The organism is Streptococcus intestinihominis (genome assembly GCF_046824975.1).
GTDB lineage: Bacteria > Bacillota > Bacilli > Lactobacillales > Streptococcaceae > Streptococcus.
The window spans coordinates 322,298-336,440 of record NZ_JBKQBL010000001.1 but is presented as its reverse complement, the minus strand read 5'-3'; the positions used below and the strand labels follow the sequence as shown (position 1 = coordinate 336,440).

Below are 14,143 nucleotides of genomic sequence, written 5' to 3'. Positions count from 1 at the left end.
CTTTCTTTACCCAGGTCGATACGACACCGGATTATTTTGCCAATACGACAGAAAAAGTGACGACGGATTCCTTCTATTGGACCAATCGGATTATTGCTGGTCTGGCAGATGCCCACTATAGTCATCATGTTGGAGATTTAGAAGATTACCAAGAAAGCACTATGGCCCTTGGGCATGCCCGGATTGGACGAGTGGATCAAGCCTTGGCAGCAGGACAAACCGTTGATTTCGAAAGAGAAAATCAGGAAATGAGTAATCAGATTCAAGAAGCGACGGATCGCTTATTGGATAAGGTCTTGTTGGATGCTAGCAACCTGATGACCAACCATTTCTCTTTGAGTGACTAGTTGGGTTAAGTTGTACTATTTTCAGGGTAGTTTCTGAAAACATTGACCTTCTTTTCAAATTATGCTAAAATAGAACAAATTAAACATCATACCGGATGAAGTTTTTCAGAAGTAGGGCCTTCCTATGACTGTGAAATGGACGGAACTCTGGAGAGACCGTAAAGGCACCGAAGGGGCAAGGTAGAGCATTCTACTCAAACTCTCAGGTAAAAGGACAGAGCAAAAGATAGAAGCCTTTTTGGTTTTTATTTGGAGCACCAGAGTACATGTTTTGACATGTGCTCTTTCTTTTTCTCCTTGGATGATTGCTTGGATGATGTGGAGGAAGTGGATGGCTATCCCTTTCTAAAGCTAGACAAATGATAAAAGGAGAAATAGATAAGGATGACAAATTGGCTGGCATTTTTTAAACAAGTAGATAATGTGGTCTGGGGGGCTCCCCTTTTGATCCTCTTGGTGGGGACTGGGATTTATCTGAGCTTCCGCTTGGGCTTGCTTCAAGTTTTTCGTTTACCCCAAGCCTTTCGGCTCATTTTTACAGAAGATCAAGGAGAAGGGGATATCTCTAGCTTCGGAGCCTTGGCAACAGCCTTGGCGGCGACAGTTGGGACAGGAAATATTGTCGGAGTAGCGACAGCTATTCAGACAGGAGGTCCAGGTGCCCTCTTTTGGATGTGGATGGCGGCCTTCTTTGGGATGGCGACCAAGTATGCAGAAGGTTTGTTGGCCATTCGCTACCGGACCAAGGATGACAATGGTCATATTTCAGGAGGACCCATGTACTACATTCTCCATGGGATGGGGGAGAAGTGGCGCCCCCTTGCCATCTTCTTTGCCCTGGCAGGTGTCTTGGTGGCTCTCTTTGGGATTGGAACCATGACCCAGGTGAATGCCATTACGGGCGCTTTGAAGACTAGTTTTCAACTTTCCCCACAAGTCGCTAGTCTGGTCATTGCAGGAATCGTTTCGGCTGTCATATTTGGGGGAATTCATTGGATTTCCAAGGTTTCCGAAAAGGTGGTTCCTTTTATGGCTGCAGCCTATATCTTCGCGACAGTTTACATTATTGTCTTGAATATGGACCAAGTGCCGACCGTTCTATCTCAAGTTTTCCAAGGTGCTTTTACAGGAACCGCGGCTATCGGTGGTTTTTCAGGAGCCTTGGTGAAAGAGGCGATTCAAAAAGGGGTGGCGCGTGGAGTGTTCTCCAATGAGTCAGGACTGGGATCGGCACCGATTGCAGCAGCTGCAGCGAAGACGGAAGAGCCGGTGGAGCAAGGTTTGATTTCTATGACTGGGACCTTCATCGATACCATTATTATTTGTAGCCTAACTGGTCTGGCTATTTTAGTATCTGGCCAGTGGACAACAGTGGGGCAAGTTGGGAGTGATTTGACCCAACAGGTCTTTATCTCGACCTTTGGCCACATCGGTGGGATCATTCTGACTCTTTGTTTGGTCTTGTTTGCGACGACGACCATTTTGGGTTGGTCTTATTATGGTGAACGCTGTGTCGAATTTTTGGCGGGTGTTAAACTCATTCCCTATTACCGTCTTCTGTTTATCCTGATGGTGGGGGTAGGTGGCTTTCTTCAGTTGGAGTTGGTCTGGATCATTGCCGATATTGTGAATGGACTGATGGCCTTGCCGAATCTCATCGCCTTGTTAGCCTTATCGCCTATTGTTCTAAAGGAAAGCAAACGGTATTTTAAGAAAAAGAAATAGACCAGATCGTGTAATCTGGTATTTCTGTCTTAATAGCGTTTTTCTTTGGGCCAATCTTTCATTTCTGAAATGGCTGTAAAGAGGACATCTGTCGATGAGTTAAGGGCTGTTTCACAAGAATCTTGGATAACACCGATAATGAAGCCTACACTAACCACTTGCATTGCGATATCATTGTCGATACCAAAGAGGCTGCAGGCGACAGGAATCAAGAGGAGGGAACCGCCGGCTACACCAGAAGCCCCACAGGCTGAAACGGCTGCAACGATACTGAGGACCAGGGCAGTCCCAAAATCGACCTGAATGCCTAAGGTGTTGACAGCAGCTAGGGTCAGGGTATTAATGGTAACGGCAGCTCCGGCCATATTAATAGTAGATCCCAGAGGGATAGAGACCGAGTAAGTATCAGGGTTAAGACCTAGTTCCTTACAGAGCTTCATATTGACAGGGATGTTAGCAGCAGAGCTTCTAGTAAAGAAGGCAGTCAGTCCACTGACTCGTAGACATTTGAAGACGAGCGGATAAGGATTTTTGCGAATCATGATGTAGACAAAAATCGGGTTGATGACTAGAGCGACGAAGAACATGGTGCCAACCAAGAGAAGTAAGAGGAGGCCATAGCTTTTAAGTCCATCAAATCCTTGTCCTGCAATCGTTGTATAGACCAAGCCAAGAATCCCAAATGGCGCAAGGTTAATGATCCATTCGACAATCTTGGAAGTTATATCTGCCAGGGTTTGAAGGAGGTCCTTGCTGTGCTCACTCGCTTCTCTCATAGCAACACCAAAGACGACGGCCCAGGATAGAATCCCGATATAATTAGCCTGAATAAGGGCATTGAGCGGGTTGTCCACGATTTTTAAGAGAAGGTTGCTGATGACTTCCCCTAGTCCATCGGGAGAAGTTCCTTCAGCACTAGTTCCTGTTAAAGAAATGGTAATAGGAAAGAGATAGTTCACCAGGACCGCTACCAAGGCTGCCGCAAAAGTTCCCAGGAGGTAGAGGACAATGACTGATTTCATATTGGTTTGAGTTCCCTTTTGGTGCTGGGAGAGGGCGTTAGCGACAAGGGCGAAGACTAGAAGAGGAGCAATAGCTCGCAAGCCTCCTACAAAGATTTCCCCTAATAGACCAATTGCAGATGCTTTAGGAAGTAGCAGAGCTAAAAGGGCTCCAACGAAGATTCCGATTGCAATCCGCTTCATCAGGTTGGTTTTATTCCAAGTTTGAATGAGTCGTTTAACCATAAGGACCTCCTTTATTGAAAGTTTACCGTCCATTATACGATAGTTAAATCTTAAAATCAAGGTGAGTATAGGAGGAGGTTACTGGTTCTAAAGGTTAAAATCTGATATAATCAAACAAGGAAAAGAGAGAAGGAGAGTGATAGAAGGTATGAAAAACATTTTTTCTCGCTATGTCAGTCAGTTTGATTGGACCAAGATCATGGATGAGTTGGTTTCGAAATTGATTTCGTTAGCTATCTTATTCGTCTTATTTTTGCTTGCAAAAAAACTAATCCATAGTTTGGTGAAACGCATCTTGAAGCCTTCTCTGAATTATGTAGGCCAAGACGAAGCGCGCAGGAATACTATTTTAAGGCTGGTAGAGAGTCTGTTGAATTACTGCCTCTATTTTATCCTGATCTACTGGATTCTTTCTATCTTGGGCTTGCCAGTCTCTAGTCTCTTAGCAGGTGCTGGAATTGCCGGAGTTGCCATCGGGTTAGGAGCACAGGGCTTCCTATCAGACTTGGTCAATGGGTTCTTTATTCTTCTGGAACGTCAGATAGACGTCGGAGATACTGTTCGTTTGACCAATGGTCCGATCACCATCGCTGGAACCGTCTCTAGTGTGGGCATTCGGACGACCCAGGTGCGAGATGCAGATGGGACTTTGCATTATGTACCCAATCGCAATATTATGGTTGTCAGCAATCTTTCTCGGGGCAACCAGCGCGTCCTCATCGATATGCCGATTTCTGCTCAAACTGACCTAGACAAAATCTATCAAATCTTCCAGCAAGTCAACGATGAGCAAGCCCAGAAACATCCAGAAATCTTAGATGGTCCGACGATTTTAGGCCCTCAAATCGAAAAGGGGACGGGTCGCTATTCCTTCCGCGTCGCCATGATGGTCCAGTCTGGAAGCCAAGTGGCCATTTACCATCTTTATTACAAACTCTATCATGATGCCCTCTTACAAAATGGCATCGAGATTCCAACCACTTTCTCTGTCACACCCTAACAAAAAAAGACCCATGGGTCTTTTTTTAGAATATAGACAAACTTTTCTACTTAAAATAGCTAGATAATGTTTAAAAAATAATTTCTATTACTTTGAATCTTTTAAGTAAATATGAAACTTTCCGCCGTGAAAAAAGTGCTTGAAATACAGTGATTTCAAGCACTCGGAATTATTGAGACCTTAGGCTCAATAATTAGTCATGGAACTTCGTAGAAGTTCGCTGGCGTCCGTACTCACCTAAGGAAAGTTTTTAAAAATACTTTTTTCTTATTCTAAAATGAGCATGCCATCTTTGACAGCGAAAGGATCCTTAGGATTGATCCGATCGTAGAACATAACGCCATTGATGTGGTCGATTTCGTGTTGAACTACGATGGAGTTGTAGCCTTTGAGTTTGATACGGTGCTTTTCTCCGGTCTTGTCATAGTAGTCTACCGTTACACGCGCGTGGCGAACCACATAACCAGGAACGTTGCGGTCTACAGAGAGACACCCTTCGCCATCTCCTAGAGCCGCATCTTGGACTGAGTGGGAGACAATTTTAGGATTGTACATGACTTCTTGGATGGAGTAGGCTTCTTTTGGAGGATTTCCTTCTTCGTCCTCTGGATTTGGGACGAGAACGGCAATGATGCGCTTAGAAATATCTAACTGAGGGGCCGCTAGTCCAACTCCACCTCGAAGACCCAATTTTTCTGCCATGACAGGATCCTGCGAATGGTGCAAGAACTGCATCATTTTTTCCCCTAGGATAATGTCTTGATCTGACAGTGGGAAAGTGACCTCTTCAGCAATAGCACGTAAAGTTGGGTGGCCTTCGCGGATAATATCATTCATATCAATTAGATGGGCAGCTTTTGTAATAGTTTCGATTGCAGACATGTTCTCATTCACTCCTTTTTTCTAGAAACCATCATATCATAATTCCTTTTAGAATGAAAGTTTGCCAATTGATTGATGGGTGCTAATGGACTAGACGGACTGTAAACTAGAAAAGGAAAGAATCCTAGTCCGGTTCATGGTATAATGATAAGAAGAATGAAGGAGACAAGCATGCGTCTAGATAAATATTTAGTGGACTGTGGAGTGGGAAGTCGGACAGAAGTCAAGCAAGTCCTCAAGCAAAAAAAGATTCAGGTCAATGGAAAGGTGGAAACCTCTGCCAAGGTTCATATTGATCCAGATAAGGATCAAGTGACCTATCTGGGAGAAAGTTTATTCCATGAAGAGTTTGTATACTATCTGCTCAATAAACCCAAAGGGGTCATTTCAGCAACGGAAGATGACCACCATCAAACAGTCTTAGATTTGCTAGATGACACGGCCAGACGCAAGGAAGTCTTTCCTATCGGACGGCTAGATATCGATACCCATGGCTTACTCCTCTTGACCAATAATGGTAAGTTGGCTCATGCCATGTTATCGCCTAAGAAACATGTGGACAAGGTCTACCGTGCCCAAGTAGCTGGCATCATGACCCAGGAAGATGTCGTCCGCTTCAAAGAAGGAATAGAATTGAAGGATTTCACCACCCTGCCAGCTGAGTTGGAAATGTTGGAAGTTGATCGAGAAGCTAATAGTTGCTTGGTTCAGATCCGCATCGCTGAAGGAAAATTCCACCAGGTCAAGCGCATGGTCGCAGCTTGTGGCAAGGAAGTCACCGATCTCGAGCGGATTTCCATGGGACCCTTGAGCTTGGATCCTAGTCTCGAATTAGGGGAGTGGCGTAGATTGACAGCAGAAGAAATAAAGCTCTTAACTGACTTTCGGGTCAACCTATAATGAGAAGTCATTGTAGTCTTGGGTTTGAAGAACTCTGTTGGAAAAAGCAGAAGTGTTTGACAGAAAGATGAAATCTTGGTAGAATGAATAGGTCGAATAGACAACTAACTCTTTCTTGGTAGCAGGCTATGCCAAACCTGCCACTCGGATAGAGCATAAAGAAAAGGAGCTTATCATGGCAATCTCAAAAGAGAAAAAAAATGAAATCATTGCACAATACGCACGTCACGAAGGTGACACTGGTTCAGTAGAAGTACAAGTTGCTGTCCTTACTTGGGAAATCAACCACTTGAACGACCACATCAAACAACACAAAAAAGACCACGCTACTTACCGTGGTTTGATGAAGAAAATCGGTCGCCGTCGTAACTTGTTGGCTTACCTTCGTAAGAACGACGTTAACCGTTACCGTGAGTTGATCAACTCTCTTGGACTTCGTCGTTAATCTTGCGTCTAAAACGTTTCTATACTTCGTTGACTTCGCCTCGATGTACCGTCAGTACAATCTTCGGTTCGTCGCCTTGTCTAGAAACGTTTTATACAGCAAGAATGGAGCCCTCTGAATTCAGAGGGCTTTTTTGTTATCTTTTTTCGGACAAGATTCATGATTCTGAGTAAGTCGTTTTGTTTGACAGATGTAATTAACGGAGTTACAATAGACACATCTTAAGAAATAGAGGTTATCGATATGATTGATATTACATATCTAGATGGTGCAAAACAAGAAAGAGTCATGCATTTTGATTCCTATGAAGAATTTGAACGCTCCCAACAGACCTGCTTGATCGGTGTAGCGGATTACTATCCTGTACAAAAATTGACCTATAATGGGCACGAACTCGATTACCATGGAACTTACGGAGATGTCTTCTTCTATTTGATGAAGCAAGACCTCGATCAATACAAAAACTAAAGGAGAAAAACAATGGCAAAAGCAATTACAGACGCAACATTTGAAGCAGAAACGAAAGAAGGATTGATCTTGGTAGACTTCTGGGCGACCTGGTGTGGTCCATGTCGTATGCAAGGACCAATCTTGGATAAATTGTCTGAAGAACTTTCAGAAGATGTCTTAAAAATCGTTAAAATGGACGTTGACGAAAATCCAAATACAGCGCGTGCTTTCGGCATTATGTCTATCCCTACTCTTCTTTTCAAAAAAGATGGGCAAGTTGTCAAACAAGTAGCAGGTGTACACACAGCAGACCAAATCAAAGCTATTGTGGCTGAGTTTAGTTAAGAAAAAAAGATTGGAGCTATGTTCCAATCTTTTTTATGTCAGAAATTCAACCATATTTGTTTAGAAGAAATTAACTTCGATTAACTATTCTTTCGTGATAAAATCCAAAATTTCTTCCACACTTGCTTTGCTACCTTTATCTAATTGATTAACTTTTGAACCATGAATAAAATTTGAAAGATTTGGGACTGTCTTGACGTCTAAATCATGGGCAAATTTCGTAATTTCTTTTCGCTCAGAAGAATCATTATCAAGATAATAAACAATCTTATTAGATTTTTGAATGGCTACTGCTAGCTTTGGAGCAAATTTTTGGCAGTACGGGCAAGATTCTCGTCCTATAAAGAGTGTAAACTTCTCCTTGTGCTTAATTTTGGACCGAATGTCAGATAAAGATACCTTCTGAACATATTGCATAGCTTCTTTATAGGTAGTTGGAGTGTTTATTTCCTTTTTTCTAATCATAAGGAAAAGAAAAGCAAGTAAAAGAAGTGAAATTGAATATAAAATGGTGAGAAATTTCTTATTCACAAGCAACACCGTCACCATCTCTATCAAGATGAGAACCATATCCAGGTTGTCCTCTGTATAGTGGTGCAGCACCTGCCGCGCGTGCTTCACGACAATTTCGATAAGCCCCTTGTTGAGGTTGTGAAGCAAATGCTTGTTGTTGGGCTTGTCGAGCTTGTTCAGCCTCAGCAGCTTGTCGAGCTTGTTCAGCTTCAGCAGCTTGTTGCGCTCTGATATTAATAGCATTTTGTACCAATCCGACTCGGTAAGTTAAGCTATCCTTTATTCCTTGATCTGCTACATTTGAGATAGCGGCTTGAGCAGGAGCAACGTTTTCAGTTACTTGGTTCGCTTCTAATGTTTGAACGGCTTTCTCAGCATCCTCTGCTTTTTTGGCTTCTTCAGCCTTTTTGGCGTCCTCTGCTTTTTTGGCTTCTTCAGCCTTTTTGGCATCCTCTGCTTTTTTGGCTTCTTCAGCCTTTTTGGCATCTTCTGCTTTTTTGGCTTCTTCAGCCTTTTTTTCTTTTTCCTTCTTTTCTATCTCCAATTTTTCTTTTTCTGCTTTTTCTTTTTTCTCCTTGTCGCTTTTCTCTGATTTATTTTTATCTTCTTTCTGAACTAAGGCAGTTTGTTTATCAGAATCTTGTTCGGAAACTTCATTTTCCGTTGAGCAGGCTCCTAATAGTAGAGCAGTTAAAGTAGTTAAAATCAACCATTTTTTCATATTTTTTCTCCCTTCGGATACATATATCCAAGGACATCATATCATAAAATGGCAACGTTTTCAATCGCTATTTAGTGATATTTTTTGAATACAAAAAGACTCAGAAAAATCTGAGCCTGATACAGAGAGATATTTATCTTTCTACTGCAAATTGTAGATAAGGCATACATCATTAGGTCATAGGAAGTAGGATAAGCTATCATTGTTAAAACTCCAAATTTTGAAACTTTTTAGAACCAATGATTAGGAGAATAAAGGCATAGACGAGGGTAATGCCCAGTGCTCCCAAGAATGCTTGTGGAGTGGACAAAATGTCGTCATTAAGCAATCTGTTATATCCATTCGGGAAAAGCATTGCAATGCCTCCGCCGATCATGGAAGTCATCATGCTTGCAATTGTTAAAATAATAGCTACCACTATGGTTGAGCCTGTTTTTAAATAAAGGCATAACACAGAGGCGACAGTTACTGAAAAAATGTCTTTTAAAAAGATTCCAAAAATATCCTCTAGAGTTGATAAAGTAATAGATAAATCGTTATCAAAAAAGGTATTCGACGCAAAAGGAAACTGAACGACCCTGGTAAAATAGACTGTTGTAGAAACACAAGTAAATAGAATATAAAATAGTACCAAGATTGAGAGTAAACTAAGATATTTTGAAAAAAATATATTCTTACGGCTTAAATCTCTATATAGGAACATAGTATGATCATCTATCTCTCGTCTAAAGACAGAAATTGTCAAGAAATAGATTGCAAGAGTAGGTAAGATAAATGAATCTGCTGAACTGATCATCATATCTAGAAAGGCTATCCCACTTACTCTATTATCTCCTATTACGGAAATTTGCATGAAATTAGATTTTCCAAAAAAGGAAGCTAGAAGAAAGATAACTGGAAATAAAACGAACAGCAGGTAAATCTTGGTTTCTTTACGCTTCCAGACAGATGTGAAAATGGCAGGTAAGATTTGTTTCATATGTTACTGTCCTTTCGTAAAGATCTCTTTTAGGTGGTTCTCTTTCACCTCTATCTTCTCAATCAAGGTATGATTTCCTAATATTTTAAAAATCTCATTAACCTGTTCAGAGGATATGTTTGTCGAAATGTCTAAAACGCTGCCTTCTAGAATGACATTATCACTTAATAAAGACTGAATCCCTTCAAGATTCTTAGTCTCCTTCAAGTACACAAGCAAACTAGGAGAAGCTGCACCGTCAAAAGCATCTGCTAACTGCCCTGCCTCAATATAGACATAACGTTCGCACAAGGCTTCTAGCTCTCCTAATTGGTGGCTAGAAATAAGCATTGAAATTTGTCTCTCATTAGACCATTTTTTCAAAATATCAATTAATTTCTGAACACCAATCGGATCTAGTCCAACGAATGGTTCATCTAGAATAAGGAAGTCTGGTTCGGCAACCAAAGCAATTGCCAAGGCTGTCCTTTGCTTCATACCAAAAGAAAATCCTTTTGGTTTTCTATTTCTAGCTTCCCATAGTTCTACCAATTTCAGAGTTGGTTCAATATTTAAAAAAAGCTCCTCTTTCCCATGTAAACGTAGATAAAATTTTAAGTTATCAATAATGGACATTTCTGGGTAGAATACTGGATCGATCATAATACCAAAGTCTGTTAATACATTGTCTTTACTATGAATATCGATCCCTTTATAGGTAATAACTCCAGAAGTTGGTTTTAGTGATTTTGCCATTAGCTTCATGAGTGTAGATTTACCCGCACCATTTCTACCAATCAAACCGACAATCTCACCCTTATTGATTTCCATACTGACATCTTTGAGTGAATAAAAGTCATTCCCAACAAATTTTTTTGAAATACTTTCAATTTTTAGCATATCTAGTTTCCTTTCAATTTTTTTAAATAATAAATGAGTCAGCTTGCTCTTTTTAAAACTCTATTCTTTCAAAATTCTTTCTAGCTGAGAAATAGCTAGGTAAGAAGTAAATGCAAGACAATCCAATGATGATGAACAGCGTTAAACCGAACTCACCTGCTTGTAAAGCATTTGCATAAGTGGTTGGAATCACATACTTTACTCCAATCAGTAAGGGAGCTGTGAAGGCAAATAAAGTGAAGAAGATTCCTACTAAAACAGCCACTAAGGTCTTAGATTTAATGGAAACCATCGCAACCATGACGGTTGTTATAAGATTAAGTAAAACCACAGAAAGAATTGACAAGATGGATTTCTCTACTAAAATCGAGCTTGAAGGTAAGAAGTTAGAATCAACTCCAAATCTAGGTAACATAATGCCATAATAAGTAATGAAAGTTGCAAAAAAAGTTCCAGATAAATAGAGGATATAAACTAAAAATAGTCCGAGTATTTTTGCGTTGAAAATTTTAGAACGCTTAATATCTTTGTATAAAAACATGATCTTGCTATCAATTTCATCTCTAAAAACGGAAGAAATCAATATGGAAAAAATGAGTACTGGGATTGTTAAACGATACTGTGTTAAAAGAGTGATATCAAAGAAAGATAAAAAACTATTTGTATAGTCGGTTTTCATATCTTCCATATTTCCTGCCAAAAATGGAACAAGGATAGGTAATAGACAAAAGGATAAGAAGATCTTCGTATCTCTCCTTTTCAAGATAGACTGAAAGACAGAGCTTGTTAATCTATTAAACATGGGCTAGTTCTCCTAACTATAATCATAAACAGAATGTGGGTGAGTTCACTAAACAATTGTAACTCGGTTTTCGTTTTCTAAGTTCTTACACACAACAGTATATTTCAAATTTAATAAAAGAAATGATCAATCTAATAAATGGTCTGTTTTTTATAATGAATGGAATTATAAAAAACAGACCATTTATTCTAATTTTAAAGTTATCCTTCGTACATCTTTAATTCATGAGTAAATTCATGATCTAAACTTTTTGTTTCTAAAGTGACTTTAGGATATTTGGAAAGGATTTGTTTGACATTGGAAAGACCGATACCTCGTCCCTCTCCTTTGGTTGAGACTCCATATTGGAAAATATTTTTAGTATGGATCTTATAGTCAGCAGTGGTATTATAGATAACTAAAATTTTATTTTCATTCTCTTGAAAATAAGTAAAACTAATTCTTGGAGCTTCTGCGTTAACTGCAGCTTCTATGGCATTATCTAAAAAGACAGATAGTATCGTAATAAAATCGACTAAATCTATTTGAGGAGTTCCGATAGGTTCAGCTATTTCTACAGAGACATCAATTCCTCGATTTTGTGCTTCAATCAATTTTGCAGATACAACCGATTTCATTGCTAGGTTTTTTAAATGAACAAGTTTAGCAATGTCGTATTGACTATTGTAAAAGGATTTATCAGACTCTTTTAGTACTGCATTATAGATCCTCTCTACCTCATCTATATCTCTTTTCTTTATCGATTCATTTAAGCTGACTAATATATTTGTATAATCATGACGAAAGCTTCTCACCTCTTTGTAAAGAGATTCAATGTGATTGCTATATTTACTTATTGAATCTATCTGTGAATCTTTCATCTTTTGAATTTCTATATTGATATTTTCTTTAATAATGTGTTGGATATAAAATAGAAAACCTAAAAAGATAGGGACGTAACTGAAGATAACTATTCTTTTGTAGTATATATCGTCTATTTGGATAGGAAATAAACCAGCATATTCAAGTGTAGGTATACTTGAGAGTATATAACTTAAGAGGTAATAGATTATCATCGTTATACTAAAAATCTTTACTACCATTGAAAATTTATTATTTCTAACCTCTTGTGAAAGTAACTCGATATTAATTCGAAATATTTTAAAAAATATAATGTATACAGGAAAGGTTAATAGTATTGGTATCCAATCCATCCAGATATTTTTATCTAAAACCTCCTCTGATACTCTAAATAAAAACTGGAAATAGATAGATGATAGACTGCTCAACATATCAAAAATTGTTAAAGTAAAAAAACAGTAGAATATGTATTGTAACCAATTCCATCTTTCTCGAGATTTTAGAAAGAAAGTGATGGAAGGTAAAAATAATATTTCTCCCCAAAAGACAACATCATAATAATAGTATTCAATCAATGTCAGTAGGGCAGGTATTAAAAACAAATATGGTAATTTAAATTTTGAATAACTAATTTGTTGAAAAATAACTAACCTTATTAACCAACTAACAAAAAACACACCTTCAAACTCTAGAGTCATTTTTTATCTACCTTTTCAACTAGCCCTTTCAGTTTTAAACGTGATACAAAGCATGATTCATCGTTTTCAAAATAAACAATATGGTTTGCTTTATCAATACGCACGATATTCTCTGGATTTACAACGTAAGCTCGATGACTTTGGTAAAGTCGCTTGTCGGTTTTAGCAATATCTGAGACTTTACCATAAAATTCCATGTGTCCTTTTTTAGTTGTTAAAACGACCTTATGAACGGTCGAAGATGTCTCAAAATATAGAATATCTGAGAAAGGAACTTGAATCTGGGAATGCTCTGATTTAAAGCTGAAGGAATCCTCCCCTATTGTTTTATTGACGTTCTCAGCAGCATGTATCAAAACAGATGAGATCGCTTCCTGATAATCCTGATCATTTAATCCTTTATCAATAAAATCCAAAGCGGAGACGCGATAACGATAGGTAACGGGCATGAATTCTGAGTGAGTCGTTACGAATACGATTGAAGCGCTAGGATCTTTTTCACGAATTTCACGCGCAATTTCCATTCCTTTTTTTTCTTCCCCTTTAATTTCAATATCTAAAAAAAAGAATTGGTGATTTCCTGTCTCTTTGATGGCCTCTAACAATTGTGTTGGCTTCCCAAATACCTCTAAGTATTTATACTTTAGATGATGATCTGTCATACATTTCTTGATTGCTGTTTCAATACGTGTTTGTTGTAGAAAATCATCTTCTAATACAAAGATATTTAGCATATTTCTCCCCTCTGAACCTATTGATCCTTTCATCCTAGAAAAAAATCAGTCATATTTTCTCTTTAACTTGTCTTTGAAGACACTGTTTGTTTACCGAATATGGTTTCTCATTTTTCTGTAATGATAGTTTTTGCAGCTGGATGGTTTGTCCATAATCCTTATTTTATCATAAACACTCCTCAAGGAACATTTTTGGTTAAAGTAGATGTTTATTAAAAAAAAAAAACGGGCACAGTAAACTAAGAATGAATCTCTAATTTTTAAATTGCCCTAATAGAGATATTCCCCCATATAGTGAAAGTTTTTGGAAATGCTGATTTAATGCTATTCTTAAGTTTTTTAAATTTTCTCTAGAAAAAGAAAAAGATTGAAGAAAGAGTCCATTTTGAACTCTTTCTTCAATCTGAAGTCAGCAAAAATTGGTGACTTTTTATGTAAATAATTAACAAAATTAAGAAAACCACACTGGAGGAATTCTTACTGACCTAACTCGTCACTGTAAGCAATAATCTGATCAACCGTATCAGACAAGAATTGGATGGTATCGCGGAGTGGTTTGTCAGTCGAGATATCTGCTCCGATGATCATGGCTGACTCAAGTGGGGTCTTGCTGCCACCTGATTTGAGGAGGTCTAG

General features: G+C 38.8%; 16 protein-coding genes and 1 riboswitch. Of the genes, 7 read left to right on the top strand and 9 right to left on the bottom strand.

The genetic code is table 11. From position 1 onward, the window contains the following. A partial coding sequence (locus tag ACLOR3_RS01755) for a C69 family dipeptidase (RefSeq protein WP_412036930.1) occupies window positions 1-347 on the top strand: 347 nt, incomplete at its 5' end. 137 nt (window positions 348-484) lie between these two features. After that, a riboswitch (glycine riboswitch) is annotated at window positions 485-575 on the top strand. 156 nt (window positions 576-731) lie between these two features. After that, window positions 732-2,072: an alanine/glycine:cation symporter family protein gene (locus ACLOR3_RS01750; RefSeq protein ID WP_314368900.1), complete on the top strand. Its 1,341-nt coding sequence runs from the start codon at window positions 732-734 to the stop codon at window positions 2,070-2,072. Between the two features lie 29 nt (window positions 2,073-2,101). Here ACLOR3_RS01750 and sstT read toward each other — a convergent pair whose 3' ends face one another. Further along, window positions 2,102-3,319 carry a serine/threonine transporter SstT gene (gene sstT, locus ACLOR3_RS01745; protein WP_048688436.1) on the bottom strand — a complete coding sequence of 406 codons (1,218 nt, stop codon included), beginning with the start codon at window positions 3,317-3,319 and terminating at the stop codon, window positions 2,102-2,104. A 148-nt stretch (window positions 3,320-3,467) separates the two neighbouring features. Between sstT and ACLOR3_RS01740 the strand changes: the two genes are divergently transcribed. Further along, complete coding sequence (locus ACLOR3_RS01740; RefSeq protein WP_314368894.1) at window positions 3,468-4,319, top strand: mechanosensitive ion channel family protein; 852 nt, start codon at window positions 3,468-3,470, stop codon at window positions 4,317-4,319. A 267-nt stretch (window positions 4,320-4,586) separates the two neighbouring features. On the opposite strand, the gene def is transcribed toward ACLOR3_RS01740, so the two are convergent. Beyond that, window positions 4,587-5,201 carry a peptide deformylase gene (gene def / locus ACLOR3_RS01735; RefSeq protein ID WP_048688441.1) on the bottom strand — a complete coding sequence of 205 codons (615 nt, stop codon included), beginning with the start codon at window positions 5,199-5,201 and terminating at the stop codon, window positions 4,587-4,589. A gap of 171 nt (window positions 5,202-5,372) precedes the next feature. Here def and ACLOR3_RS01730 point away from each other — a divergent pair, with 171 nt between their 5' ends. The 4 genes from ACLOR3_RS01730 (at window position 5,373) to trxA (ending at window position 7,341) form a co-directional block, all read left to right on the top strand. Beyond that, window positions 5,373-6,101, top strand: coding sequence for a pseudouridine synthase (locus ACLOR3_RS01730; protein WP_287516343.1), 729 nt, complete (start codon window positions 5,373-5,375; stop codon window positions 6,099-6,101). A 175-nt stretch (window positions 6,102-6,276) separates the two neighbouring features. Next, on the top strand, window positions 6,277-6,546 hold the full coding sequence (rpsO, locus tag ACLOR3_RS01725) for a 30S ribosomal protein S15 (RefSeq protein WP_004193424.1): 270 nt from the start codon (window positions 6,277-6,279) through the stop codon (window positions 6,544-6,546). Between the two features lie 243 nt (window positions 6,547-6,789). Then, window positions 6,790-7,014 (top strand): DUF4649 family protein, encoded by a 225-nt coding sequence (locus ACLOR3_RS01720; RefSeq protein ID WP_003010037.1) that lies wholly within the window; start codon window positions 6,790-6,792, stop codon window positions 7,012-7,014. 12 nt (window positions 7,015-7,026) lie between these two features. Then, window positions 7,027-7,341, top strand: a complete 315-nt coding sequence (trxA, locus tag ACLOR3_RS01715) for a thioredoxin (protein WP_195550301.1) — start codon at window positions 7,027-7,029, stop codon at window positions 7,339-7,341. An 84-nt stretch (window positions 7,342-7,425) separates the two neighbouring features. Here the strand turns inward: trxA and ACLOR3_RS01710 are convergent, their stop codons facing one another. The 7 genes from ACLOR3_RS01710 to ACLOR3_RS01680 all read right to left on the bottom strand — a co-directional run bounded on the left by ACLOR3_RS01710 (window position 7,426) and on the right by ACLOR3_RS01680 (window position 13,507). Next, window positions 7,426-7,872, bottom strand: coding sequence for a DUF6568 family protein (locus ACLOR3_RS01710; protein WP_287516351.1), 447 nt, complete (start codon window positions 7,870-7,872; stop codon window positions 7,426-7,428). Continuing rightward, on the bottom strand, window positions 7,865-8,575 hold the full coding sequence (locus ACLOR3_RS01705; RefSeq protein WP_287516353.1) for an excalibur calcium-binding domain-containing protein: 711 nt from the start codon (window positions 8,573-8,575) through the stop codon (window positions 7,865-7,867). Before ACLOR3_RS01705 ends, ACLOR3_RS01710 begins: the two co-directional genes overlap by 8 nt. A 205-nt stretch (window positions 8,576-8,780) precedes the next feature. After that, the gene (locus ACLOR3_RS01700; RefSeq protein WP_287516355.1) at window positions 8,781-9,554 is read right to left on the bottom strand and encodes an ABC-2 transporter permease family protein; all 774 of its coding nucleotides are present in this window, start codon (window positions 9,552-9,554) and stop codon (window positions 8,781-8,783) included. Between the two features lie 3 nt (window positions 9,555-9,557). Then, window positions 9,558-10,433 carry an ABC transporter ATP-binding protein gene (locus tag ACLOR3_RS01695; RefSeq protein ID WP_287516357.1) on the bottom strand — a complete coding sequence of 292 codons (876 nt, stop codon included), beginning with the start codon at window positions 10,431-10,433 and terminating at the stop codon, window positions 9,558-9,560. A 52-nt stretch (window positions 10,434-10,485) separates the two neighbouring features. Next, a complete protein-coding gene (locus ACLOR3_RS01690; RefSeq protein WP_287516359.1) occupies window positions 10,486-11,235 on the bottom strand; it encodes an amino acid transporter in 750 nt (249 codons plus the stop codon). Window positions 11,236-11,435: 200 nt separating this feature from the next. Continuing rightward, the gene (locus ACLOR3_RS01685) at window positions 11,436-12,773 is read right to left on the bottom strand and encodes a sensor histidine kinase (RefSeq protein ID WP_287516360.1); all 1,338 of its coding nucleotides are present in this window, start codon (window positions 12,771-12,773) and stop codon (window positions 11,436-11,438) included. Further along, the gene (locus ACLOR3_RS01680; protein WP_287516362.1) at window positions 12,770-13,507 is read right to left on the bottom strand and encodes a response regulator transcription factor; all 738 of its coding nucleotides are present in this window, start codon (window positions 13,505-13,507) and stop codon (window positions 12,770-12,772) included. The genes ACLOR3_RS01685 and ACLOR3_RS01680 overlap by 4 nt, the downstream gene beginning before the upstream one ends. Window positions 13,508-14,143 lie beyond the last annotated feature (636 nt).